Annotated in this window: 24 protein-coding genes and 9 pseudogenes; 25 read left to right on the top strand and 8 right to left on the bottom strand. The window is 37.1% G+C overall.

The genetic code is table 11. The features are described 5' to 3' along the window. From LACPOB_RS12760 to LACPOB_RS12880, 4 genes and pseudogenes are all read left to right on the top strand, one after another. A pseudogene (locus tag LACPOB_RS12760) lies at nt 1–259 on the top strand (NADPH:quinone reductase); the annotation flags it as partial. A gap of 116 nt (nt 260–375) precedes the next feature. Beyond that, nucleotides 376–681 carry a hypothetical protein gene (locus LACPOB_RS12550; RefSeq protein ID WP_017866934.1) on the top strand — a complete coding sequence of 102 codons (306 nt, stop codon included), beginning with the start codon at nt 376–378 and terminating at the stop codon, nt 679–681. After that, nucleotides 599–976, top strand: a complete 378-nt coding sequence (locus LACPOB_RS11435; RefSeq protein WP_081607021.1) for a DUF4767 domain-containing protein — start codon at nt 599–601, stop codon at nt 974–976. The genes LACPOB_RS12550 and LACPOB_RS11435 overlap by 83 nt, the downstream gene beginning before the upstream one ends. After that, nucleotides 972–1,883: pseudogene (locus tag LACPOB_RS12880) on the top strand (ImmA/IrrE family metallo-endopeptidase); the annotation flags it as partial. The gene LACPOB_RS11435 and the pseudogene LACPOB_RS12880, both read left to right, overlap by 5 nt. A 696-nt stretch (nt 1,884–2,579) precedes the next feature. Here the strand turns inward: LACPOB_RS12880 and LACPOB_RS0100740 are convergent. From LACPOB_RS0100740 to LACPOB_RS13205, 3 genes and pseudogenes are all read right to left on the bottom strand, one after another. Continuing rightward, nucleotides 2,580–2,684 (bottom strand): putative holin-like toxin, encoded by a 105-nt coding sequence (locus tag LACPOB_RS0100740; protein WP_017866937.1) that lies wholly within the window; start codon nt 2,682–2,684, stop codon nt 2,580–2,582. A 165-nt stretch (nt 2,685–2,849) separates the two neighbouring features. Beyond that, nucleotides 2,850–3,095 (bottom strand): annotated as a pseudogene (locus LACPOB_RS13200) (UV-resistance); the annotation flags it as partial. A 249-nt stretch (nt 3,096–3,344) separates the two neighbouring features. Next, the gene (locus LACPOB_RS13205; protein ID WP_072672334.1) at nt 3,345–3,434 is read right to left on the bottom strand and encodes a putative holin-like toxin; all 90 of its coding nucleotides are present in this window, start codon (nt 3,432–3,434) and stop codon (nt 3,345–3,347) included. Between the two features lie 235 nt (nt 3,435–3,669). On the opposite strand from LACPOB_RS13205, the gene LACPOB_RS0100760 reads away from it, so the two are divergent. The 12 genes and pseudogenes from LACPOB_RS0100760 to LACPOB_RS11455 all read left to right on the top strand — a co-directional run. After that, nucleotides 3,670–4,113: a hypothetical protein gene (locus tag LACPOB_RS0100760; RefSeq protein ID WP_016526921.1), complete on the top strand. Its 444-nt coding sequence runs from the start codon at nt 3,670–3,672 to the stop codon at nt 4,111–4,113. A 229-nt stretch (nt 4,114–4,342) separates the two neighbouring features. Then, nucleotides 4,343–4,657: a rhodanese-like domain-containing protein gene (locus tag LACPOB_RS0100765; protein ID WP_004271064.1), complete on the top strand. Its 315-nt coding sequence runs from the start codon at nt 4,343–4,345 to the stop codon at nt 4,655–4,657. 2 nt (nt 4,658–4,659) lie between these two features. Beyond that, the gene (locus LACPOB_RS0100770) at nt 4,660–6,315 is read left to right on the top strand and encodes an FAD-dependent oxidoreductase (protein ID WP_017866940.1); all 1,656 of its coding nucleotides are present in this window, start codon (nt 4,660–4,662) and stop codon (nt 6,313–6,315) included. Continuing rightward, nucleotides 6,308–6,616, top strand: coding sequence for a rhodanese-like domain-containing protein (locus LACPOB_RS0100775; protein WP_004271068.1), 309 nt, complete (start codon nt 6,308–6,310; stop codon nt 6,614–6,616). Before LACPOB_RS0100770 ends, LACPOB_RS0100775 begins: the two co-directional genes overlap by 8 nt. Then, on the top strand, nt 6,603–6,863 hold the full coding sequence (locus LACPOB_RS0100780; protein WP_017866941.1) for a metal-sensitive transcriptional regulator: 261 nt from the start codon (nt 6,603–6,605) through the stop codon (nt 6,861–6,863). The genes LACPOB_RS0100775 and LACPOB_RS0100780 overlap by 14 nt, the downstream gene beginning before the upstream one ends. Before the next feature lie 26 nt (nt 6,864–6,889). Further along, nucleotides 6,890–7,036: pseudogene (locus LACPOB_RS11445) on the top strand (type II toxin-antitoxin system RelB/DinJ family antitoxin); the annotation flags it as partial. Then, nucleotides 7,026–7,328, top strand: a pseudogene (locus tag LACPOB_RS11450) (hypothetical protein); the annotation flags it as partial. The pseudogenes LACPOB_RS11445 and LACPOB_RS11450, both read left to right, overlap by 11 nt. Before the next feature lie 41 nt (nt 7,329–7,369). Next, nucleotides 7,370–7,552 (top strand): SHOCT domain-containing protein, encoded by a 183-nt coding sequence (locus LACPOB_RS0100795; protein ID WP_010620812.1) that lies wholly within the window; start codon nt 7,370–7,372, stop codon nt 7,550–7,552. Between the two features lie 11 nt (nt 7,553–7,563). Further along, nucleotides 7,564–7,827, top strand: a complete 264-nt coding sequence (locus tag LACPOB_RS0100800) for an SHOCT domain-containing protein (protein ID WP_017866944.1) — start codon at nt 7,564–7,566, stop codon at nt 7,825–7,827. Nucleotides 7,828–7,855: 28 nt separating this feature from the next. Further along, on the top strand, nt 7,856–8,242 hold the full coding sequence (locus LACPOB_RS0100805; protein ID WP_010620814.1) for a DUF302 domain-containing protein: 387 nt from the start codon (nt 7,856–7,858) through the stop codon (nt 8,240–8,242). 111 nt (nt 8,243–8,353) lie between these two features. Next, nucleotides 8,354–8,565: pseudogene (locus LACPOB_RS13250) on the top strand (helix-turn-helix domain-containing protein); the annotation flags it as partial. Between the two features lie 9 nt (nt 8,566–8,574). Then, a pseudogene (locus LACPOB_RS11455) lies at nt 8,575–9,210 on the top strand (IS30 family transposase); the annotation flags it as partial. A gap of 28 nt (nt 9,211–9,238) precedes the next feature. Here LACPOB_RS11455 and LACPOB_RS0100815 read toward each other — a convergent pair. Beyond that, nucleotides 9,239–10,177 (bottom strand): hypothetical protein, encoded by a 939-nt coding sequence (locus LACPOB_RS0100815; RefSeq protein ID WP_146983698.1) that lies wholly within the window; start codon nt 10,175–10,177, stop codon nt 9,239–9,241. A 234-nt stretch (nt 10,178–10,411) separates the two neighbouring features. On the opposite strand from LACPOB_RS0100815, the gene LACPOB_RS0100820 reads away from it, so the two are divergent. The 7 genes and pseudogenes from LACPOB_RS0100820 (at nt 10,412) to LACPOB_RS13210 (ending at nt 15,251) form a co-directional block, all read left to right on the top strand. Continuing rightward, a complete protein-coding gene (locus LACPOB_RS0100820) occupies nt 10,412–10,972 on the top strand; it encodes a recombinase family protein (protein ID WP_017866947.1) in 561 nt (186 codons plus the stop codon). A 70-nt stretch (nt 10,973–11,042) separates the two neighbouring features. Continuing rightward, entirely contained in the window at nt 11,043–11,849 is an 807-nt protein-coding gene (locus LACPOB_RS0100825) for a ParA family protein (RefSeq protein WP_010499882.1), read from the top strand. 15 nt (nt 11,850–11,864) lie between these two features. Then, on the top strand, nt 11,865–12,113 hold the full coding sequence (locus LACPOB_RS0100830) for a ribbon-helix-helix domain-containing protein (RefSeq protein ID WP_010499880.1): 249 nt from the start codon (nt 11,865–11,867) through the stop codon (nt 12,111–12,113). Between the two features lie 66 nt (nt 12,114–12,179). After that, nucleotides 12,180–12,557: a hypothetical protein gene (locus tag LACPOB_RS0100835; protein ID WP_017866948.1), complete on the top strand. Its 378-nt coding sequence runs from the start codon at nt 12,180–12,182 to the stop codon at nt 12,555–12,557. A gap of 476 nt (nt 12,558–13,033) precedes the next feature. Continuing rightward, the gene (locus LACPOB_RS11460) at nt 13,034–14,164 is read left to right on the top strand and encodes a replication initiator protein A (protein ID WP_017866949.1); all 1,131 of its coding nucleotides are present in this window, start codon (nt 13,034–13,036) and stop codon (nt 14,162–14,164) included. 208 nt (nt 14,165–14,372) lie between these two features. Then, nucleotides 14,373–14,570, top strand: a complete 198-nt coding sequence (locus tag LACPOB_RS0100845; RefSeq protein ID WP_017866950.1) for a hypothetical protein — start codon at nt 14,373–14,375, stop codon at nt 14,568–14,570. Nucleotide 14,571: 1 nt separating this feature from the next. Next, a pseudogene (locus LACPOB_RS13210) lies at nt 14,572–15,251 on the top strand (ATPase). On the opposite strand, the gene LACPOB_RS0100855 reads toward LACPOB_RS13210, so the two are convergent. Beyond that, complete coding sequence (locus tag LACPOB_RS0100855; RefSeq protein WP_017866952.1) at nt 15,241–15,519, bottom strand: hypothetical protein; 279 nt, start codon at nt 15,517–15,519, stop codon at nt 15,241–15,243. The pseudogene LACPOB_RS13210 and the gene LACPOB_RS0100855 sit on opposite strands and share 11 nt — an antisense overlap. 8 nt (nt 15,520–15,527) lie before the next feature. After that, the gene (locus LACPOB_RS11470; protein WP_017866953.1) at nt 15,528–15,803 is read right to left on the bottom strand and encodes a hypothetical protein; all 276 of its coding nucleotides are present in this window, start codon (nt 15,801–15,803) and stop codon (nt 15,528–15,530) included. 273 nt (nt 15,804–16,076) lie between these two features. On the opposite strand from LACPOB_RS11470, the gene mobQ reads away from it, so the two are divergent. Together mobQ and LACPOB_RS0100870 are read left to right on the top strand one after the other, a co-directional pair. Further along, on the top strand, nt 16,077–18,134 hold the full coding sequence (mobQ, locus tag LACPOB_RS0100865) for a MobQ family relaxase (RefSeq protein WP_017866954.1): 2,058 nt from the start codon (nt 16,077–16,079) through the stop codon (nt 18,132–18,134). Between the two features lie 349 nt (nt 18,135–18,483). After that, nucleotides 18,484–19,020: an IS66 family transposase gene (locus LACPOB_RS0100870; protein ID WP_373878914.1), complete on the top strand. Its 537-nt coding sequence runs from the start codon at nt 18,484–18,486 to the stop codon at nt 19,018–19,020. A 274-nt stretch (nt 19,021–19,294) separates the two neighbouring features. Here the strand turns inward: LACPOB_RS0100870 and LACPOB_RS0100875 are convergent. Continuing rightward, a pseudogene (locus LACPOB_RS0100875) lies at nt 19,295–19,747 on the bottom strand (group II intron reverse transcriptase/maturase); the annotation flags it as partial. An 819-nt stretch (nt 19,748–20,566) separates the two neighbouring features. Next, nucleotides 20,567–23,266, bottom strand: a complete 2,700-nt coding sequence (locus LACPOB_RS11475) for an MMPL family transporter (protein WP_017866958.1) — start codon at nt 23,264–23,266, stop codon at nt 20,567–20,569. Nucleotides 23,267–23,281 lie beyond the last annotated feature (15 nt).

The raw sequence follows: 23,281 nt of genomic DNA on the forward strand, positions 1-23,281 counted from the left end.
TAATCATTTTACCTTCGACGTCCGCCAGTTTTACATGGCCCAAAAGCAAATTAGCGGCTTCGTCATCAGCCACGCTACCGACGACCAACTAGCGCGGGCGGCAAAGTGGTTAAATCCGCAGTTTGCCGCGGGTGCGTTACTCGAAGACGACCTCAATTGCCAGCCGTTTGCGGCCGCTGCGGAAGTACACGCCGCCCTGGAGCAGGGGCGTGATCACCACCAGCGGTTTGTGCTGGTGCCGCCGACGGAAAAAATTTAAGTGCCTAAGGTTGAAAAAACGGTCGCGGTTGCGGGCCGTTTTTTAAGTTGCTTTTCCGGCCAGTTTTAGTAACATTTAATATAAATATATTAATAATTAAAGGGAGGCGCAGGCGGATGCGCAAAGGCTGGGGAGTCTTATTTGCAGGGGTATTATTACTGAGTGGCTGTGGGGACGACCAGGTTAAAGTTACTGAAACGCCCACCAATCAAGAAGCATTGCAAACTAGTCAGCAGCGGGTAAAATCAAAACAGGCAAGTACTGACCGGGCAAGTTCTACCACTGGGACGGCTCAAAAAAGTCGTGACGCTAAGGAGACGGTCACGGCGACCCGTTGGAATGCAACTAAACGCTGGCAACTGGTTAAGTTTATGCACGCCTGGCAGCAACGAATGGGGGCAGACCTACGTGGGAACCTATGACGGTGAACGCCCGGATCATTATGGATTTACTTTTCCGAATGCAATTGAATCTGGACAACTTGATAATCGCGTGATTTTGGCTAATCAGCGAATTCAGTTGCGCTGGTCGGTGGACGGTGAACAGTCGGCACCGTTTCAAGTGGTGGAAGCGGCAACGATGGATAATCAGCATGGCTTTTTAACGACCTACTTTTTTTGCTTACACAATCAGCAACCGGTAGTTTTCGTAACCGGAACAACTAACGGTGATGATTTATACGTTCGCACCAGCCAAAACAGCGAGTTGCAAGCATAGTCAGCGCAATATTGATTTAATCTACTCACAAGACCCAGCAGCTACACAGGTTGCAGGCTATAAACAATGGCAAAATGATTTTAACCGACATGTTAATAAAGGCGCTAAATCAATCCGAATCAGCGCCCCGATTATCAAAAAATTAACCGAAGAAGAAAAAAAGAAGCTTAATACCACGGAAGATAAAGCAATCGTTGGTTATCGCTTTATCCCGATTTTTGACATTAAGCAAACATCAGGACAGCACGTGTTAAATACCCAAGACTTTATCAAAGAAAACTTGCAGGAACACAAAAACGTCACTAACTTGTATAACTCATTTAAAGATTATTTGAATGAAAAAAACAATTTAGCAGTGACCGAAGAAAATATATCACAACCAGGTGTAAAAGGTTATTTTGTTCCTAAAGCAAATGAAATTGTCATTGATAATAAAGAACAAGACAGCGCCTTAAAGCTCAAAACTTTATATCATGAATATGCCCATAGCCAGTTGCATGGTTTAACGTCAGAATTTAAAGACCGTCCACGTGAATACAAAGAAACGCAAGCCGAAGCCGTGGCTTATGTGGCTATGCAAAATATCGGTGTTGATACTAGCGACTATTCACTAGGATATGTGGCAACCTGGGCTAAGGATAAAGACCTAATCCATAAAGCAATCAGTGAAATTCAAAAAGTCAGCAATAAAACCATTGATCTAACTGCTGAACTGACCGAAAAATTGCAGTTAGACCAAAAACAAGAACAACAGCAGGAGCAGACACAGACACAAAAAGCGCCCGAACCTAAAACAAAAGAAGTAAATGCTAACCAGGAACAAATTGATAAATTAAAACAGGCAATCGCTGAAACGCAAGACCAGCTTACACGTTACGGTAAAATTATTGAAAAAGCCCCCAAGACGTATGAAGCAGGGCTTGCAGAAGAGGAAATTAGTAAGTTAGAGCCTAGACTTGCACAACAAACGTTGATGTTAAACAGCTTATACGGCGAAGATTACAAATTACAAGAAAGCAATGCAACTTTAGCAAATCCAACAATTAAAGCAGAAAATAACACGAAACAACCTAACTTATCAGATCAATACAAAGCATTGCATGATAAGTTAGAAAAACCAGGCGAAAATAAAAATCAAATACAAGAACAGCTAAATAAAGTTAAAACTGAAATTAGTCAAAAAACGCAACAACAACTAAAAGACTTTGCAAAAGCTAACCCAGATTTGAAACAACCAAGAATTAAAAAAGAACAGCAAACTTTACAACGATAATCATAAAAAGCGCCTAGAAATGGGCGCTTTTTTGTGTTTTGACGTTTGAGAAGCGCATTCTAAGACCGTTTCAAGCTGATAAATGGATAAGTACAGTAAATGACCAATGAGGTACTGCAAATTTTGTACAAGCAAAAAAACACGAGAAAAAGAGCCTTGCTATAATGGCTTAAAATCAAGATAGCTATTTTAATAGTCCAAAATATGGACTTGTGTTATAATATGAATAGAAAAAAAGAAGCCCTGCGTGAACAGGACTTCCTAGTAGAACCGTTAGACGGTAGCATAAACTAAGATAAAATAACCGTTAGCTCTGCAAAGCTAAGACGGTTATTTTTTTTTGCTAATTTTTATCAGCTCAACAACTAGTGCAATTAAGGCAACGATAAACGTACCGAAAGCCAACATTAGTTGTAAGGCGTCTGATACTGACACCCTGGCTACTCCTTTCATTAGGATATGGTTTTGCTAAGGCTTTTACACCATAAGCACCGCCCCCTTTTACAGGAAATAGCTACCGTCTTAACTTTTCTACTAATTTGTATTATATCGTAAAAAGGAGCAATTGTCCTAATAATTAAAAACCGTGGACGTTGCCCACACCCACAACCTGGGGTCATTGGGTAAGTCACGTTTACGGGAGACGTTGGCTTTAAGATGAAATAAGTGCTTAGCTTCGGGTGACGTGGCTAAAATGAGCCCGCCATTAGTATTTTCAGCTTCGCTAAGGACCACTAACGGGACTTTTAAGGGACTAAGGCCCCGGGCAACGGCTTCGCAACTAGCATAAAAGGACTTGTTATCGATTAAGAAGAACACGCCATGCGGTTCATCATCAAAAAACATTTAGATCACTTCCGTTAGCTTTTACCTGTATTGTAGCATATAAAGCAAACGTGTGTTCCCTAAAAACTGGCAGAAAGTTGATTAAAAATAGTCGAAAGTCCATTATAGTCATGCTATAATGTAGACAGAAAAAGGGAAGCCCCGCTAGAACAGGACTTCCCATGCAAGCCGCTTCAAAGACGGTGGCGAAGTTAATAAGACAGCATTAAGCTACCCTGTAACTGGCCAAAGTTACGCAGGGCGGCTTTTTTATTTGTTCCTTTTGTCGATGTATGTTAGCAACGCCAAAATAAACATTGCAAACAGCAACATCAACGAGAGTGTCTGGAAGACGCTCATTGACTGTGAAACCTTTCTGAAGATTATTCCATGTTCCCATGGGCCTCACCTCGCAAGGGAAAAGACAGCCACCGCCCTTAAAACTTCTTGCTTGGTCTATTATACAGAAAACTTGTATAGGAAGAAATATTTCTTGTAACCAGTGTGTATTTTTTGCTTTAGAATGATTGAAATTTGTTTGATTAAAAAGCAATAGCTATGTAGTTGCTTGGACATTAAAGTAGGAGTGATATTTATGATAAAAGAAACACCAAGAAACATTGAAGAGTTGAAAAAGAAAGCAAATAATAAAAACAGTTGGCGTGAACGTTTGTCTGCTGTAAATGTTTTAAAAGAATATGATTGCAAGCAGTCTAAAGATATACTTGCTAGACTTGCTATAAATGACCCAGTGTTTAAAGTGAAAGAAACGGCGTTTCGTGCTGCTCAAGCATTAGGCGTAACCAGTCATGGAAATCCTATTTATTTAGGTAAAGGAAAGAAGGGAAATCTGGTTAAGGGGATTAATAAAAAACTTGAAAAGGTTAGAAATTCATTGCCAGATGATTATTCGTTCGAAGATTTTAAGAGTGAATTTCAAAAAAAATATCCAAGCGCATATGATGTTTATGAGGGTACTAAAAAAGATTTTGATGGTTGGCTTAAAAAATCAGAAGCAAATTTACCCCATAGAAAATAAAGAGAGTAAGACAGATTAAACGAATATTGATACGTATAGTTTATCTTTATATACAAAGAAAAATATACCCTTTATGGGTATGGTATGTAAGTCAAGTTTTGCTGTGAAAATACTGCGTTTATTTATTAGAAAATAAATCCTGTTGACATTCAAGTTGACATTTAATTGGACTCGTAGTTTAGTATACCTTAAGGGGTATATTGAGATGTTTTAATAAGGGGGAAATAGTATGTTTAAATTTTTTAATACAGTAGCAAGCATTTCAGTAACTGAGTTGCAAGAAAAAATGAAAGGCACAATTCATTTACTTGATGTACGCACACCAAATGAGTACCGGTCAGGGCATATATCGAAAGCTAAAAACGTTCCGCTAAATAAGGTCGATGGCTATAAAGGAAGTTTGACTGAGGAAGTTTATGTGATTTGTCAATCTGGGATGCGCAGTAAAAAAGCCGCAAAAATATTACAAAAAAAAGGCTATAGCGTAGTAAATATTCGTGGTGGCATGAGCCAATGGACCGGTCAAATAAGAGGAGGAAAATAATTATGACAAAAATTATTATCGTAGGTGGAGTCGCTGGAGGAATGTCAGCTGCGACTAGATTACGTCGATTAATGGAAGATGCTGAAATTGTTGTTTTAGAAAAGGGGCCATTTGTTTCATTTGCCAATTGTGGATTACCCTACTATGTATCTGGAGAAATTGAAGCGAGAGAAAGTTTATTAGTTCAAACACCAGAGGCTTTACGTGCACGTTTTAATTTAGATGTGAGACCACATCATGAAGTGATAGCAATCAATCCCGTGGATAAAACGGTCACAATTAAACACAGTGGTCAAATAACGACAGAATCTTATGATAAGTTGATTCTATCCCCAGGAGCCAAACCATTTATTCCACCGATTATTGGATTAGCCGAAGCAACGAATGTTTACAGTTTAAGAAATGTACCAGATTTGGATAAAATCATGACTAACATAGATCAGGAAAATCCTAAAAAAGCAATTGTGGTCGGTGCTGGATTCATTGGGTTAGAAATGGCAGAAAATTTAAAAAAACGTGGCTTGGAAGTAGCTCTTATTGAAAAAGCCCCTCATGTTTTGCCTCCGTTAGATGAAGAAATGGCTGCTTTTGTTAAAAATGAATTAGTTAGCAAAGGAGTAGAAGTGATTACTTCTCAATCGGCTGCAGAATTTAGAAATCAAGGAAAATTAGTTATTTTAGAAGATGGAACTGAGTTGCAATCAGATTTAACTATTTTGTCAGTAGGAGTTCAACCTGAAAATACTTTAGCAAAAGATGCAGGAATCAAATTAGGATTACGTGGAGGAATTTTGGTTGATAATAATTATCAAACGAATCTTTCAGATATTTATGCAGTAGGAGACGCGATTTTAGTCAAGCAACAAATCACTGGTGAAGATGCCCTTATTTCTTTGGCTTCTCCAGCTAACCGACAAGGCAGACAGGTAGCAGATGTTATTGCTGGATTGAATCGCAAAAATAAAGGAAGTATTGGTACGGCAATTGTTCGTGTATTTGGTTTGAGTGCTGCTTCCACAGGGTTAAGTGAACGTGTTGCTAGACTGGCTGGACTTGATGTGGCAGTTGTTCATATCTCTGGAAAAGATCATGCAGGTTACTATCCTGGAGCGACAGAAATAGTTTTAAAATTAATGTATAATCCCAAAACGGGTGAAATTTATGGCGCTCAAGGAATTGGTGAAAAAGGGGTTGATAAGCGTATCGATATTCTAGCTACAGCGATTAAAGGCGGGCTTACTGTTTTTGATTTACCTGAATTAGAATTTTCTTATGCACCACCATTTGGAGCTGCAAAAGATCCGGTCAATATGATTGGGTATGTCGCTTTAAATCAGATTGAAGGATTAAGTAACACGATCCAATGGCATGAATTGACAGACGAACTCGCTAAAGGAAAGATCTTATTGGATGTTCGAGAAGAAAGCGAATTAGCCAATGGGCGTTTTAAAGAAGCAATTAATATTCCGCTAAATGATTTACGATGCCGTGTTTCTGAATTAGATCCAACAAAGGAATATATCATAAGTTGTCATAGTGGTTTGAGAAGTTATGTCGGCGAGAGAATTTTAAAACAAGCTGGATTTAAAGTAGAAAACTTAGATGGTGCATTTTCTTTATATAAAGCAGTGAGATTGGAGGATGTAGACTATGTTTAGTTCAATTGGTGTAGATGAATTTTATCAAAAGTCCAAAACAGAATCATTGACAATTGTTGATGTTAGAGAAGCCGATGAGTTTGAAAGAGGGCATATTCCATCCGCTAAAGCACTTCCTTTAAGCGGATTAGAACAACATATCGATCAGTTAAATAAAGATGAAAAATACTATGTTATATGTCAATCTGGCGGACGTTCAGCAATGGCCTGTGATTTTTTAAGTAGTGAAGGATATAAAGTAGTCAATGTAATGGGGGGGATGTCAGCGTGGAAAGGAGAATTAACCTATGGGGACTTGTGATAAAAGTATTCTGAATCGTTTAAAGCGCGCAGAAGGTCAAATGCGTGGGATTCAGAAAATGATTGAAGAAGAAAAAGAATGTATTGATGTAATCACCCAATTAAGTGCTATTAGATCGAGTGTTGACCGGATTATGGGAATAATTGTTGCTGAAAATTTGAAGTCGTGTTTAGATAATCCGGAATTAGATTCAGGTAAACAATCACAGAAAGTGGAGCAAGCTATTAATATGATCATCAAAAAATAAGGATGGAAAAACATATGGAAGAATTAAATGGTGCTTTACCTTTTAATGCGTCTTTAAGCGAAGAAGAAAGAGCTAATTTACGCTTTTTAAAGGCGACCCAAGGGACACCAGTCACCGAGTTCAAAGACGCTAAAGAGGTCGCTGATTGGCTCAATGATCCAGATGAGGACTAATGACTTAGTCAGCCTATACGTTTGTTTTGTAGAAACTAACGGTGGCAAGTCTCGATCAGTTTTAATTCGTCGGGTATCAGAACAGACGGTCGAGGTTTTTAAAATTACTAGTCAGTATGAAAAGAAGTCGGCTTATATCAAGCAACAATATTATCCGATTCAAGATTGGCAATCCGCTGGGTTGAAGAAACCTTCCTGGGTCGATCTTGGTAATATTTATCGCTTTCCCAAAGCCGGTTTAAACTTTAAAGAAATCGGTCATTTAAGTAAGCTAGATCAAAATAAAATTTCAGTAAAGTTAAGGAAGCAGAAATAGAAAAAGGAGGAGACTGCTTGGGACTCATATTATTTGTTATAGTTGGTTATTTCATTTATAAATACTTGGAGGATAAACAGAATGGAACAAGTATTTTTAGAGAGCAGAATAGTGCGTTGGATATTTTAAATGAACGATATGCCAAAGGTGAAATAGATGAGGAAACATATAGAATAAAAAAAGAAACATTAAATGAATAAGGAGTGATTCAATGCACGGCTATTGGTATAACGGTTTTGATAACATGATGAATTTTGGTTATGAGAATAGTTGGTGGTTTATGATATATGATGGATTGAAATTGTTAGTTATTATTGGGGCAGTCATCTTTATCGCAAAAATGCTGATGAATCGTTCGAATAATGACCATGCATCAAACTCAAATCGTGCCATTAATATATTAAAAGAGAGATACGCTAGAGGAGAAATATCAGAGGAAGAGTATAGAGATAAACTAAACAAGTTGAGAGAGTAATCAAAAATATAAAGAGGAGAAGAAACCAATGCACATCGTATATGAAAAAAAGACAAACAAGAAACTTGGCGAGGCTATTGATTCGTTAACTGAACAATTAAAAGAAAATGGGTTTGGTGTATTGTGGCAACTTAACTTTAAAGACAAACTTAAGGAAAAAGGATTAGACTTTGAAGAGGATTTTGTTGTAATGGAAGTATGTAATCCTAAAAAAGCAAAAGAAGTTATGGGAAAAAATATCCATATCGGCTATGTTCTACCGTGTAAAATGGTTGTTAGAGAAAAAAATAATCAGACATATATTGGTATGACGCGTCCGGAAGCCTTAATCGATTTATTCGATGATTTCAATTTGAATGAAATTGCCAAAGAAGTTGAGGGGACACTTAGACAATCAATAGAATCGACCGTTTAAAAAAAGTAATTAGGTAGATTGTAAAATTAATCCGAACGCTGTTCGGACAAAAAAGATCAGCTTCCTTTAAAATGGTGTTTACCACAAACCCATCTTTTAGGAGCTGATCTTTTGTCTAGTATAACCTATTCCGAACGAATTAAAATCGAAACCTTTTGTGAACTAGGGCTGTCCAATATCCAAATGGGCGTTCGGCTGAACCGATCACCGTCAACAATTTCTTATGAATTATCTCGATGTCAACCTTATCAAGCTGAATTAGCACAAACAGATGCCGAATACAAGCGATCACGATGTGGTCGCAAAACTAAATTGTCCACGAATTAACAACAGTAGCAACTAAATCAATCTGCAATTGGCTGAATCATGGCTGGATTAACTTTCCATTGAATGACTTATTCGAACATAGCTTACGCCATCGGCGTAACCTTGACCAACGTTCTAAATATAATCAATCATTAGGACGGTCAATTGAACAGCGACCCATGATGATTAATCAACGTAATCGCATCGGCGATTTTGAACTAGATACAGTCGTTGGTCCTCGTGGGCATAGTAAGGCAGTTTTATTAACTTTAATCGATCGAAGATCACGGTTCCTTTGGGCATACCGGTTAAAAGATCGGACGACAGCGACTGTTAATGAAGCACTAACTAAGTTCCTAACCACTTTTAATGGTCCGGTGCACAGCTTTACTGTGGACCGTGGCACTGAGTTTAGTGGGCTAGTATCACTTGAATCACAATATGGTATTAAGACCTACTACTGCCATGCTTATACGCCAGCTGAACGTGGTAGTAATGAACGCTTTAATCGGAATTTACGTTATTTTTATCCTAAAGGGACTCGTTTTGAGCACATTAGTGCTTAAGATTTAACGACGACGTTACTCCAAATTAACCAGCGACCGCTTAAAATACTCGACTGGCAAACACCGTATCAGGTTATGCTGACAAATTTGTGCAAAAAAATCCAGATTAAATTTGCAATCTACCTTATTCATAATAATTATTTAATTTATTTACTTTTCCAATAATTATTTTCATGAAGACTTTTCTAGAATATTCATTAAAGTCTGTATCCCATTCATAATAACTCTCTTTGGAAATCTCTTGTATCAGAGGAATTTCACTTGAGGCCTGCTCTAACTTAGTTCGAAAAAACAATTTTTCTTGTCCTGAAAATCCGGGATATTTAGAGAAATCATTAACCATGTAAAAAAATTCTGCATCTTTAGCGATTTTATTTTTACTCGTACCTTTATCTTTAAAATTTTCAATATTTTCTTTAATTTCTTGATATAACTTTTTCTCAACCGTTTTAAAATTGGGACTTACTCTCTTCTTGTCATAAATATAGTATGCAATTGCTGTATAAACAACGTACTGATTATTTTGTTTTATAGGTGTAATGAGTTCGAAGGGAGTTAGATACATATCGAAATTTTTAAAAAATTTGATCAAGGGATACAATTCATATCCTTGTACTGGATCAAACCAATCAAAAGACAGAACACTTCTAATAGAAGAAAAAACACTTCCATATATATTCATTTTGTAATCGTTTATTAAATCCAAAGACTTATCAGAAAATGATTTTTTCATATCTCGTAAAAGGGTTAACTGGATAATCACATAGTAACTATAAGTTTTCCTAGTTGGTGAAAGCTTTAGTAATATTAATATTTGATCTAAGATTAAATCCAAAGTATTAATATATTTGTAAGCTCCACCTTTTGTAGTGAAATTAGGAGATAGGTTAATTCTGTGCATAATGCTAGAAAAAAAATAATTTACCAATGTAGTCGCATTTTCTTTGTTGTTATAAATAACATCTTTAATTCTTGAAAATAATATCTGCCATTGTTCGTATGTACCTCTAGTATCTGATAGTTCAAACTTTTTATTGTCTATATTTAATTTGCCTTGTGCCAAATCAAAATTCTTTTGCAGCACCAGCAATTTATTACTATTTTCAAAGTAATTAAATGCCTCTCTAATACTGTCAATAGATGTTTCATTGATAGCTAAGCTTGCGTCATATCCTATAAAGTTGTGTCTTTGCTTTTTATACCCTATAATATAGGCAATAACAGCACGTCAAAACTTAACGACATAAGTCAAGCGAGAAAAATAAACAAGCAAACACGAAATTAAAGGAGCAAGAATATGAAATATGGCTATGCACGTGTGAGTACGCCCGACCAAAAATTAGAAAATCAAATCCAGCAGTTAGAAGACGCTGGTGCTGAAAAAATTTATCAAGAAAAATTTACAGGCACAACCACCCAGCGCCCACAGTTTAATGAACTGTTAAATATATTATTACCAGGAGACACGTTAATCATTACCAAGCTTGATCGTTTCGCCAGAAACACCCGAGAAGCCCTAGAAATTATTCAAAGGCTATTCGACCAAGATATTAAGGTTCACATTTTAAACATGGGAACAATCGACAATACGCCCACAGGACAGTTAATTTTTACGATATTTAGCGCCTTTGCGCAATTTGAGCGAGATATGATTGTGACACGCACCCAAGAGGGAAAATTATACGCTAAGACCCATGACACTAATTTTAGAGAGGGACGCCCTAAGACCTACACTGATGAACAAATTAAGTTTGCTTATGAATTGCGTCAGCAAGGACTAACTTACAAGATGATTGAACGCAAGACTGGCATTGGTATCAAAACCCAGCAACGCCGTTTTAAACAATTAAATAAATAATTTATTTGTTTAATTGTTTATTTGTTTGTTTAACTATGCTATAATATAGTTAAACAAAGGGGGTAGCACAATGAAAATTATTACTTTTACCGCTATTAAAGGTGGCGTTGGTAAAACTACTTTGACTTTAAACTATGGAGACTGGTTAGCCAAACAAGGCAATAAAGTTTTACTAATTGATTTAGACCACCAATGCAATTTAACGACTGTATTTGAAAAAACTAGACGAAATAACACTATTGCAGAAGCTTTTAAAGATGATGAAGAAGCCCAGGAAGTCTTAATTGATAAAGTCGCACCTAATTTAGATTTAGTTGCTGGTTTTATAGATCTAGACGTTTTAGGCAGCCGCCTAGAAAACAACAGCAATAAAGAAATGATGTTGTTCATGTGGTTTAAAAACAACTTGAATAAATTGCAGTTAAACCAGTACGATTATATTTTGATAGATACACACCCAGACTTTGGTACAATCACAAAAAATGCTATTGCAGTTAGTGATTACCTGCTTAGTCCAATTACACCAAGTGAACATGGTTACAATGCAAAATTTGATTTAGAAACACGTTTAGATAAGTTTAGAAAATCACTTTTTGATTATCGGACTGGTGAAACTTATGTTGACGCAAAACTTTTCTTTATTGGTAACATGATTAAACATAATACAAGCATGTCACGTGACCTACTTAACCATATTGCAAATGATGAAACGGTAGCTACTATTATTCCTGAAAGAGAATTGTTTAATAAGGCAACAGCTAGACATGCTTCAATTTTTGAATTAACACAGCAAGATGATTCAATTTATAAGCAAAACAAAAAGTTTGTTGAACAAGCTAATCAATTGTTCCAAGAATTAGCAGACAAAATAAAATAAAAGGGGTTTATTATTATGAGCTTAGATTCATTTAACAAGAAAAAAGATGAAGAGATGAAGGAAAATTACCAGGAAACGCTAAAAAATGACAAACAAAGTTCTACTGATTTTATCAGCAAAATTAGCCGTAAAGAAGTTGAACGCAAGCGATCAGTGACTTTTTCAATCACTGAAAGCCAACTTAAAAAAATGGATAAGACAGCTCATGAAAACGGCTTTAAAAACCGTTCAGAATTTTTAGCTTCAATTATAGACGCTATTTAATTATTAAATAAATTATTTATTTGTTTATTTAGTTATTTACTTGTTTGGTAAGTTAGGAGGGAAACAATGAAAACCCAAATACTTAATTACTGGTTATACCTGTATTTAGGTTGTATCTATTTAGTGCCGCTTTTTTATATTTTACGCTTGAACAATAGCGATACACGCTTTATGCTACGTAAATTATTTTTTCCACTTGAATATATAATTCAAGTTAAAGTTGAAAAAGGATTGAGTTACAGTACAGCTACCCGCCTAATTCACATTCTAGTGTGGTGTGTGAGCATTTTAGGGCTGGTAGGGGCAAGTATACCGCTAGTGATGTTAAATGAACCCTTACAGAAGCACACAGCCTTGTTGGTGTTTATCACTTATTATTGCATGGTTGCACCAATGGCTCATTGGTTTCAGCCCCACGCAAACATTAGCACCAAAACAAAATAGGTTTTAATTTGTTTTAAATTTTTCTAAATGATACAATTACTGTAAATAAAAACGAGATGAAAATAATTTTAAAACAAAAAGCCCTAACTCAATAAGAGACAGGACTTAAAGTTTTAATAAGTAGTGCACAATCACTACTTGGTCTATATCACTTTGACTTGGCGGAAAAAGTGATATAAACGTTATTTCAATTGTTGGTTTCATTATACCAAGATTAGCCTTTAGAGGCAAATAAAGTATAATAAAAGACTATCAATTGTTAGCAATGGACTAAGTAGGATTTACTACTTAGTCCATTTTTATTTCTAATCTTATAAAACTAGAGAAAATAAAAAAAACTTGTCGGGCGGACAAGTTTGGTAACACTAACTATCTCTAATTGCGACTATAATTATAGCAACTAAATTACAAAATCGCAAATATATGTTAGTGACTTAATTTTTATTTTCTTTCAATCACGAAAGGAAGCTAACATAATGACAGAGTTTAATTTTACCCAATCAGAACGAGCATACGAAAAAAGATTTTTCCAATTTCCGCAAGTGTTGTTATATGGGAAAAAATATAAAAATTTGAGCGACAGTGCAAAATTAGGGTACATGATTTTGCAAGATCGCTTTGACTACTCACTACAAAATAATTGGATTGATGAAGAAAACCGAGTTTATTTTATTTTTACTAATCAAGAGCTACATGAAATATTTGGCTGGAATGATAGAAAAATAAATCGAGTTAAAAAGGAACTAGAAGAAGCAGGACTATTATTTCAAATTAAGCAAGGTTTTGACCCCAAGAAAAAAAGAAACTTACCTAACAAACTTTACTTAGCAGATTTGGAAGTTACAGCAACAGATGTTTATACGAAACACAATTTTTCTAATAAAACGGTTGAGTCCCTTGCTACGAGCGGTACCGACAAAATGACAGCCCGACAAGAAAAAAATAAAAGCGCTGAATCCCTTGCTACGAGCGGTACCGACAAAATGACAGCCCGACAAAAAAAGGCTGAATCCCTTGCTACGAGCGGTACCGACAAAATGCAGGACAATCTATACAATACTAATTCTTTAGATACTAATAGATACAATATAGATACAGCAGAACTAGACTTTTCCACAGAAAATTATTCAAAAGCTGAAATCCAAAAACAAAACCAAGACCTGATCGAACAAGCTTATAAGTTTCTGACAAATGATGAAGCTGGAATCCCATTTGAGCCAGAAACGGTTAAACTAATTTCATTATGGACGAACAATCCTAAACAGGTTCGTAAATTTATCGGCATTATTTTAAACGCCAGAAAAGCCGTGCAGGAAGAACACAACATTAGTTTCATTTTAGATGATGAACCAGAATTACAAGCAAAAATCACACAAACAATTAGACGCTACTTTAACGCCCTTAGAAGTGATGATAAAAAAATCAGAAATCAAGAAAATTACTTATATATCACAATGAAAAATATGTTTGAAAATTATGGTAGTGCCAGACAACAACGGGAATATCGTGCTGAACACCCAACAAAAAAAGACCGTGAAGAAGCATTTATCAATGGACTTAAAGGTGGACTACCTGAATCAATTAGAAACGCAGAAAATTATAAGTAGCCGTTAAAAGCCATAAAATGCCATATAAGCCACTTTATAGTTAAAACGACTAATTATCTGTTTGATATATAAAAATGGCTGAAACACAAAAATAAACGCCTTAATTGGCTTTTTAATAGCACCAGTATAAAATATAGAGAGAGGTAAGAACGTAAAATATTAAATGAGATTCAAAGCGAGTTAGCAAAAGTATGAAAGGAGTTTTTAGATGACCCAAGCGATAAAAGAATCTGAACGAATTGAACAATTATTGGCTGACCCTTGGGCAGTCGATATTCAAGCAATTTGGGAACAAGCATTGCATAATCCTGATCCTGATAAGCGGAAGCTTTTTGACGCCTTACACACGTACGTTTTAGATAAGCGCCAGGAACAAATTATCAACGAAAAAAAGTTTGTAATTTAATATGAATGAACAAAGAAAATATATCATAGTAGCAGGAATAGATGGCGCAGGGAAAAGCACATTATATAGAGCGAGACCTGAATTATTTACTAATACGAAGCGCCTAAATGCTGACGAAATTTTACAGCAATTGGGTGGCGATTGGCGGAAAAATAGTGATAATATTAAAGCCATGCGATTAGAAGTTCAACAATTACATGAATCCCTTGAAAAAAGAAAAAGTATACATGTTGAAACAACTTTAGCAGGACATGCAAAATCACAGCTTAATTTAATTGATAAGGCACATCAAAATGGCTATGAAGTCACTTTCTATATGTAGCAGTAAATAGCGCTGAAACAGCGATTAAGCGAGTAAATGAAAGAGTTGAATTAGGCGGGCATGGGGTAGAGCCAGAGTTAATCAAAAAGAGGTATAAACAATCTAACGATAATTTACCTAAAGTAGCTTATTACGCAGATAATGTTTTAATATTTGATAACAGTAAGCAATTTACGAGTGTTTATCAGAGAGAAAAAGGGATAGAAATAAAAAACGAATTAAGTGATTATCCCTGGATTAGCCATAACCTAAGTTGTTCAGAAATTGTTCAAAAAGATTTAAAAAAATTTGAAAATAAAAACCCAGAAATAAAAGCTAAAAAAGAACCAGAAAATAAAAAGGATAGTCCTAGTCTTTAGGGCTATCCTTTTTATATTTATCTGGTTTATTTGCATTGACGTAATCGGCAAATATTTTTAGCAGTTCTTCGCTTTCATCAACGCTAAGATTTTCTGCTTCAAAATATTTTTCAAATAAAGCCCCTTTTTGTATCAAACGCCTGGAACGTGCCTTACGTTTTTTTTGACTTTCGTAGTATTTAGACTGGCGAGCTTTAAAATCAGCTTGTTCAATCTTTTTTTCAGCCTTATCACGTTGCTTGATTAAGTTATTATACTTTTCATTCATAAGCAAATTTAACCTTGAGGTTGATTAAATTTAGCGCCTTGTTCGTTGGATTGATTAGAGACATAATCGTTTGGTTGCTTAGTATTTGAATTTTCATTTAGATAAGTCACAAATTTAGAAGCGAGTTCTTTAATTGTTCCTTGATCTAAATTGCTGTAATCCAATTTAGCGTCTTTAATAATCTCACGACCTAAACGCTGGTCAATTTTTTTCTTTTCTTGCTTAATCCTATTATTAAGTTTTTCGAGTTTAGCTTGTTGCTTTTCAATATTTGATACTGCCATAAATATGCCCCCCCTTAGATTTACTTGCTATCAGTATATCTTTAAAATAGCACAATGTTTAAGTTAGGTCAAATTATTATTTGCGAAACAAAACAGAAAGGAATAGAATAAAAATATCAAGTACAGAAGTCAGCGACCGAGTGAAACGAGGTCAATGCGCACTTACACGTCATATACATGACGTTGTGCTAAACCCATTAAAACTTGTATCAGAAGTCGCCGATGGCGACAACAAAAATTAAAACCAAACCCACAAAGAAAGGAGACAACAGCATGGCAATTTTTCATATGAGTTTTCAAAATATAAGCGCAGGAAAAATGCGTAGTGCGGTTGCTAGTGCGAGTTATCGCAGTGGCGATAAGTTGTTTTCTGATAAAGAGGGTAAGACCTATTCTTATGCAAGAGATGTTAAACCAGAAGCATTTATTTTAACACCAAAAAATGCCCCTGATTGGGCAAAAGATAGGCAAAAATTATGGAATGAAGTTGAGAAGAAAGACCGTAAAGCAAATTCACGGTATGCTAAAGAGTTTAACGTGGCTTTACCGGTTGAATTATCAGAACAAGATCAAAAAGATTTACTAACAAAATATGTACAAGAAAATTTTGTTAATCCAGGTATGGTTGCCGATGTGGCAATTCATAGAGATCACCCAGATAATCCACACGCTCATGTGATGTTAACCAATCGCCCATTTAATCCCGATGGTACTTGGGGACAGAAAACAAAAACCGAATACATTTTAGATAGTCATGGTAATAAAACTAAGACCCCTGCAGGGAATGTGAGAAACCGAAAAATTTGGTTAGTTGATTGGGATAAAAAAGAAAAAATAACTGAATGGCGTCACAATTGGGCTACCGCTGTTAATCAAGTTTTAGAAGCTAAAAATTTACCAGACCTTATTAGTGAAAAATCATATGAAGAACAAGGAATTGATGAAGTGGCAACACAACACGAGGGTATCAATTCACAGAAAGAAAAGCGCCAAGAATTTAATCAAAATGTTAAGCAACAACGACAAGCAAAAGCAGAAGCAAAAAATGCTAATGAAAAAATCCATAATGAACGCCGTATGCAAACCTTACAGCGCCATTATTCATTTGATGAAAAACGACTGGTTGCACAGTTAAGTAATCGACTAAAAACATTTGTTAGCTTAGAGAACCTAGATGAGAAGCAACGTATGCTGTTTAATTGGAAAAATAGTGCCATGATTAAGCAAGCAGTAGGGGAAGATGTGACTAAACAATTAGTTACAATTACACAACAAGAAAAGTCACTATCAGAAGCCAATCAATTATTGGATAAAGTCGTTAATCGAACCGTTTCAAAACTTTATCCTGACGTTGATTTTGAGCAAATAACAATGGCAGAAAAACGGGAGTTAGTTAAGGAGACGGACAGCGAACAAAGGGTATTTACAGGAGATGAACTAAAAGACCGTTTAGCCATGATAAGAACAAACATTATCAATCAACAGGTTCTGACGTTTACAAAGCGCCCATTTGCTAGTTGGTTAATGCTTGAAAAACAAGAACAGCGAGCTAAGGAAAATATTAGTGATATTTTGGCTAATAAAGGTTACCACCTAGCAGATATTAAGCGTACAAAGGGTACATTGTTAAGTGACTTTGATGAGAAACAACAAGCTGTTTTAAAGAAGAATATCAAAGAACTTTCAGCAATAAATGAGACTAAACAAGTGGTTGATACGCAATATAACAACGTATTAAGTAAGACTTTCCCTGATATGAACTTGGATAAAGTCCAAATGAAAGAAAAAGAGCGGTTATATACAGCGGTTATTTATTACAATCCTGAACGCAAACCACTAGAAAAGCGTGATTTAGATCAGTTGAGAAATAATCCGCCTGTCCAATTCACGTCACAAGAACATGCACAAGGTCTTGCTTATTTAAGCGGACAGGTTAAACCAGATGAGATTAAAAACGCTAATTTGTTACGTGTATTGAATAACAGAGGCACACAACAACTATTTATTGGCGAAGCAGGACAAGATAAAAAGATTTCTGCTAAGCAACTTGAACAGGCCAAGCAGGCAGTAAAGCAACATAATCAAAAGAATGATGATTTCAGAAAAGAGAATATGCCTGATTATCGAGCCGTCAACTATAACGAAAACACACCAGCAAGATATTTGAACAAATTACTATCAGACACCTTGATAAGCTTGCTTTACGAGAATAACCAAGACCAGGAGCGTAACAAGCAAAAGAAAGGACAAAGAGAATTGGAATACGAACTAGAGAAAAAGAAACGTCAACATCATAAACATGGACGTCGTGGTGGTACGATTCACAGATAAAGTAGTAGGCGAATTTAAAAATGTAAAAATATATAGTTACACCGTAACCATTTTCGTGAAAAAGCCTAGAAATAGGTGCTTTTTTATGTTTTGATGTTTGAGAAACGCATTATAAGCACGCTTTCAGTTAATAGATTAGGTAATTATCAACCAAATAGTTAATGACGACGTCTAAATTATTGATGTAAGGTAGATTGTAAAATTAATCCGAACAGCGTTCGGATTAATTTTACAATCTACCTAATTAGTTTTAATATTTTTAAGTTGATATTATAACTTAATGAATTATCTAATAAGAATTGGTTGATATATAGCTGATACGAATAAATTCTTCGATGATGCCTGCAAGATCAAGGGGCAACCGACGATAACGCCACCCTTAAAATTGCTTGATCAAATGTTTTACCTAGAACGGGGCTGGCGTGATCTAACACCAACCAAGCACAAAGAACTACGCCAGGAACAATTAAAGCCAGTGATCAAGCAATTTTGGCAGTGGTGTGATCAAGCGGTGGCCACCCCGAAATCACGTTTAGGTCGTGCTTTGACCTATGCCCAAAACCAACGGTCTATGCTTAATCGTGTGCTGGACTATGGCGAGATTGATTTAAGCAATAACGCCACTGAACGAAATGTGAAGTCTTTCGTGATTGGGCGCAAGAATTGGCTTTTCGCCACCAGTCCCGCAGGGGCACAGGCTAATGCGATTTGGCTGACCTTGATTGAAACTGCGAAGGCTAATGGATTGGATCCACGGCAATATCTCGAATATCTGCTTAATCAATTAGGGCAACTACCCGTTTTTCCAACTGAGGAAGAATTGGCGGTCTATTTGCCATGGCAACAAGTGCCAGACAAAAAGGTTTGGCGTGATCAAGAAGCGTAGACTCTTGGCTAATTTAAAATCAAACAGCGCTACTGATTCGAACCAAAAAGTTTCGGATCAGTGGCGCTGCTTTTGATTACGATCGTTTATTGGGTGCTTACAAAAAATTAAATTTATTTTGTGAATTGCCTACATATTGTGTATTATTAAAGTAACTTTATATTTGTTAGATTGTAAAATTAATCTGAATGCTGTTCGTACAAAATAAATTAGGTTCACTTCACAATGATTTTTGATTGTTTACTAACAAATTTTATAATTAATAGAACTAGCCAGGCCACAACTTATAACTATTGTCGGAAAATACCTGTTCAAAGATTGGTATCAACTGTTGTGCCACGGCTTGTTGAACTACACGGTCGACGACCGTTGGGATTCCCAGCTTGCGCTTTGAGCCGTCCGGCTTAGGGATTTCTACTCGCTTGACCGGCTGAGGCTGATAGCTTTCAGAGCGCAACTCTTCCACCAACTTTGTGTTATTTTCTTTCAAGTAAGGACCGAGTTCTTCAACGGACATGCCGTCGATTCCCCCAGCACCTTTATTACGTTTGACATGCTGGTAGGCCACATTTAAATTATTGCGGTCTAAAATCTTCTCACATAATAAGCCATTCTGAATTCTCTGTTCACCAAAAACAATACTACGCGCTCCTGTTTTCTCTCGCCCTTCCAGGGCTACCCTTCGCAGGTAGTCAGCTTTATTTTCTGTTTTCTGCGATTGTCGCATTGTTTCTACCTCCAAGATGAATTAAAATTATTGTTGTTCAGCCCTTCACCTTTACTGGCTACTATGGCCTCGGCTGACTTCTGCCACGGACAACCCAGCATTACTGTTGAGCCTGTTCCTGCTAGAATTAACTCCCAGCTTGAGGGAACCGCCATGGCAGACCTCCCCGGGTAAGAACAGTAGCTTTCACATCAAACCGTTGGCTTTACTGTGACGGTTTCGAGTGGTCAAGGACTTCGGTTTGTGTAGCAACCTCATCCCACCGTTTCCAGCCTTTTAGCCACTTCTTGTACATCGATTCGATGCTTTGTCTAAGACTTCCTTCAGATTCTACCTCACGATAGACACCCTTGCCTTCGACTCGTAATACCGACCACTTCGGCTCACAGCGGACTTACACCGCCTAGTTACTGCACATGCCGGGCGCACTCAAAGATTCCACTGGAACTTCAACCTAGAAGTTCCAGTGGATCGGCTGAAAGTCTTAAAAACCCTGAAAATCTACATATTGAAAAAACATTCCTGGAAAATTTCCCGAATACATTGGTCTCCACGAAAGCGATAGTTTCAGAACTATTTGGTGTCTATTCTCAAATCGGTAATACCGAAGTAGTTGCTAAATTCAATGCACGTGGCTTTACGAAATCGAGGTCAAAGTTAAGTACAATTTTGACTTAAACAGCGTCCTCTCCTTCGACTCAGAAAGTGAAGAAGCCGTTTACTAATTTTTTCCAAAACAAAAAAAGCTTCTGTTAATTTGATCTGAAAAGTCCAAAACAACAGAAGCTTTTTATTGTGAAAATTTTAATTAAAAACTAATTACTTCTTTTTCTTTTGTTTCATTTTATCATCCAATGGATATGTCAACCTGATCAAGCTGCTGTTGATCGTTGGGATAGCGAAGACTAAAATTAGCAGCCCGCTCATGACCCCAATTGCCACTTGCGTTAGGGTGACAACATTGGCTGGAATCAATGCCGCAAAGGTCCCGCCAAGAATCAGTGCAGCGGAGATCACGACTGTCCCGACCATGCCAGATGCTTTCACGATCCGCCGACTAGGCACGTCATTCCAGGCTCCGTACTCACGATATTTGCTCATCAAGAAGATACTGTAGTCCACCCCTAATGCTATTAACATGACAAAAGTGAAGAACGGTGTATTCCAGCTTAACATCTTTTCATCTAAGAACATTCCGCTTAGCCAGCGCGCAATGCTGATCCCGCCAAAATAGGACAACAGTAGTGTCCCGATGATATAAAGCGGCTGTAAAATCGACCGAGTCACCAACATTAAAGCTATGCCGATCCCAACCAACATTAAAGTGGCACTGCGGATAAAATCAGCCTGCGAGACTCTTGCAGTATCGTCTAAACTGGCAGATTGACCGCCAACCGCAACACGAGCGCCTTTCAAGGAAGTCCCTTGGAGATTATTTTTAACTTGTGCCTGCAAGGCATTAACTTTATCCAGCGATTTTTTAGCTGCCGGGTCCGAACTTAATATGACCGTGAACTTAGCGGTCTTCTTATCAGCGGAAAGATAATTATCCTGGGCACTCTTAAAAGTTGAGCTCTGCAAAACATTTTGCGGAATATAAAATGTTGCCCCGGCCGCTGAATTTTGCAAGCCTTGCAAATATTGGCTCATTGAGGTCATCCCACCATTGATTTGAGCCAGCCCTTTAGATGCCTGATTAATGCGAGCTTGCTGCTCCTTAAGCTGCTGTCCTGTTCCTTGCGCATCCTGACCAATTACCTGGGTGTATGCCGCAATATCTTGCAAGCTTTGCTGCAGCTTATTTAAGGTTGCCTTTTGCTGTCCTTGCATCTGCTGCAACATGACACCCAGTAGCTGTAGTTGTTGTGCAGACAAAGGCTGACCGGCTGCTGTCATTTTTTGCTGTAATTGCGGCAAGATATTTTGCTGGCTAGAATTGCTCTGTGATGTCGACTGGATTTCTTTTAATTTTTGCCCGATCAATTGAGCCTTGTTTCCGATATCTTTCAGTTGACTGCTATCAAAAGAACTAGTTTCTGTTTGGCGGCTGATCTCACTTAAACCGGACTGGGCCTTGCCTGTTTGCCCGTTTAAATTTCTCAACTGGTCTTGAACATAGAGTTGGTTGATTTTAGTCCCGCTTGGTCGCGTTACAGAAGCCACTGTTTTGATTCCAGACTGGTCCTTGATTTGACGTGTGATCTGGTCAAGGTTTTTCAGATCTTTTTCGTTATTCAACTTATGGTTTGACTGAATATAAATCGTGGTTGGTTCTACTGTCCCCTGACTAAAGTGTTGCTGGACCACCTTAAAACCTTGCCTCGAAGAGTAATTTTCCGGCAATTCAATGGTCGTGTCATAGTTTAAACCATTCTGGTAGGTGAAAACAAATGGTACTGAAACCAGAAACACGATTCCCAAGGCGATGAAAGGATGAGATACAGAATTCTTTGAAAGAAAATTCCATAAATGATTCGTTTTCGTCTCAACCTGCTGATGATTGGGCCAAAAGACTTTTTCTCCCAGTGTCGCCATAAAGAAAGGATTCAGCGTCAACAAAACTAACAAGAGAACCGCAACCCCGATCCCAACACCAAGCGCTGAGCGATAAATCGAAAACTTGGCCAAAGCCAAGGTCAAGAAGCCAATCAGGACTGAGCTGCCTGAATAAAGGATCGTTTTGCCAGCAACTTTCAGTGAATGTTTAGTTGCTTCATGTTTCTCTAATCCTTGACTCAAATCATTTTTGAATTGGTGGTATAAAAGGATGTTATAATCTGTCCCAATTCCGAACATAACAACGACCATAAACACTTGAGTGAAATTAGAAATCGTCAGCCAACCGTTTTCGGCTAAATTCATCACGATCGCTAATGACACAATGAAACTAAGACCAACTGACAGTAGTGAAATCAATGGTGTGATCGCCGAACGGAAAATCACGATCAAGACCAGCAAAATAAAAATTACTGCAATAGCCTCAGTTTTTTTGATTCCTTCTTCAGTTGCTCGGCTAAAATCGTCATTTAGAACATCACCGCCCGTAACGTAAGTTTTAACTCCTGCTGTGGTTGCAGCTTTTTTCAAATTTCGGGTACTTTCCCGTACAGACTGTTTCTTACTGACATCTAACTGCAAAAGTTGGGTCGACTTATCTTTAGACACCAACTGTTTTTGCGTGGCAGAATTATCCGCGGCAGTCGTGAACTTTTTGATTCCGTATTTACCTTTGTCAGCCTTTAATTTATGAATGGTTTGCGTGATTTTCTTTTGCTGTTGACCGCTCAGCTGCCGGTCACCATTGTTAAAAACAACAACGATCTGCCTAGTGTTCTTGAGATGATGCCCCCAATCTTGCTGGATAGTCTTGGCAACTTCGCTTTTGGCAGAACTTGGGATCTGCGTCTGTCCATGCTCGGCTACGACCTGCGAAATATTTGGTAAGGCGAACAGACTAACAATCCCGATCACTAGCCAAGTAATCAAAGATAACCAGTAATTTTGTTTAAAGTTCCCCATCTTTTTCTCCCTCTT

It is taken from the genome of Ligilactobacillus pobuzihii E100301 = KCTC 13174 (genome assembly GCF_000349725.1).
Taxonomy (GTDB): Bacteria; Bacillota; Bacilli; order Lactobacillales; family Lactobacillaceae; genus Ligilactobacillus; species Ligilactobacillus pobuzihii.

What these genes read in the sequence shown, in the direction of transcription:
- LACPOB_RS0100830 (WP_010499880.1), top strand. Translation starts at nt 11,865, where the DNA reads ATGAGCTTAGATTCATTTAACAAGAAAAAAGATGAAGAGATGAAGGAA.
- mobQ (WP_017866954.1), top strand. Translation starts at nt 16,077, where the DNA reads ATGGCAATTTTTCATATGAGTTTTCAAAATATAAGCGCAGGAAAAATG.
- LACPOB_RS0100845 (WP_017866950.1), top strand. Translation starts at nt 14,373, where the DNA reads ATGACCCAAGCGATAAAAGAATCTGAACGAATTGAACAATTATTGGCT.
- LACPOB_RS0100835 (WP_017866948.1), top strand. Translation starts at nt 12,180, where the DNA reads ATGAAAACCCAAATACTTAATTACTGGTTATACCTGTATTTAGGTTGT.
- LACPOB_RS0100780 (WP_017866941.1), top strand. Translation starts at nt 6,603, where the DNA reads ATGGGGACTTGTGATAAAAGTATTCTGAATCGTTTAAAGCGCGCAGAA.
- LACPOB_RS0100820 (WP_017866947.1), top strand. Translation starts at nt 10,412, where the DNA reads ATGAAATATGGCTATGCACGTGTGAGTACGCCCGACCAAAAATTAGAA.
- LACPOB_RS11435 (WP_081607021.1), top strand. Translation starts at nt 599, where the DNA reads ATGCAACTAAACGCTGGCAACTGGTTAAGTTTATGCACGCCTGGCAGC.
- LACPOB_RS0100825 (WP_010499882.1), top strand. Translation starts at nt 11,043, where the DNA reads ATGAAAATTATTACTTTTACCGCTATTAAAGGTGGCGTTGGTAAAACT.
- LACPOB_RS0100765 (WP_004271064.1), top strand. Translation starts at nt 4,343, where the DNA reads ATGTTTAAATTTTTTAATACAGTAGCAAGCATTTCAGTAACTGAGTTG.
- LACPOB_RS0100855 (WP_017866952.1), bottom strand. Translation starts at nt 15,519, where the DNA reads ATGAATGAAAAGTATAATAACTTAATCAAGCAACGTGATAAGGCTGAA.
- LACPOB_RS13205 (WP_072672334.1), bottom strand. Translation starts at nt 3,434, where the DNA reads ATGAGCGTCTTCCAGACACTCTCGTTGATGTTGCTGTTTGCAATGTTT.
- LACPOB_RS0100805 (WP_010620814.1), top strand. Translation starts at nt 7,856, where the DNA reads ATGCACATCGTATATGAAAAAAAGACAAACAAGAAACTTGGCGAGGCT.
- LACPOB_RS11460 (WP_017866949.1), top strand. Translation starts at nt 13,034, where the DNA reads ATGACAGAGTTTAATTTTACCCAATCAGAACGAGCATACGAAAAAAGA.
- LACPOB_RS11475 (WP_017866958.1), bottom strand. Translation starts at nt 23,266, where the DNA reads ATGGGGAACTTTAAACAAAATTACTGGTTATCTTTGATTACTTGGCTA.
- LACPOB_RS0100760 (WP_016526921.1), top strand. Translation starts at nt 3,670, where the DNA reads ATGATAAAAGAAACACCAAGAAACATTGAAGAGTTGAAAAAGAAAGCA.
- LACPOB_RS11470 (WP_017866953.1), bottom strand. Translation starts at nt 15,803, where the DNA reads ATGGCAGTATCAAATATTGAAAAGCAACAAGCTAAACTCGAAAAACTT.
- LACPOB_RS0100770 (WP_017866940.1), top strand. Translation starts at nt 4,660, where the DNA reads ATGACAAAAATTATTATCGTAGGTGGAGTCGCTGGAGGAATGTCAGCT.
- LACPOB_RS12550 (WP_017866934.1), top strand. Translation starts at nt 376, where the DNA reads ATGCGCAAAGGCTGGGGAGTCTTATTTGCAGGGGTATTATTACTGAGT.
- LACPOB_RS0100800 (WP_017866944.1), top strand. Translation starts at nt 7,564, where the DNA reads ATGCACGGCTATTGGTATAACGGTTTTGATAACATGATGAATTTTGGT.
- LACPOB_RS0100775 (WP_004271068.1), top strand. Translation starts at nt 6,308, where the DNA reads ATGTTTAGTTCAATTGGTGTAGATGAATTTTATCAAAAGTCCAAAACA.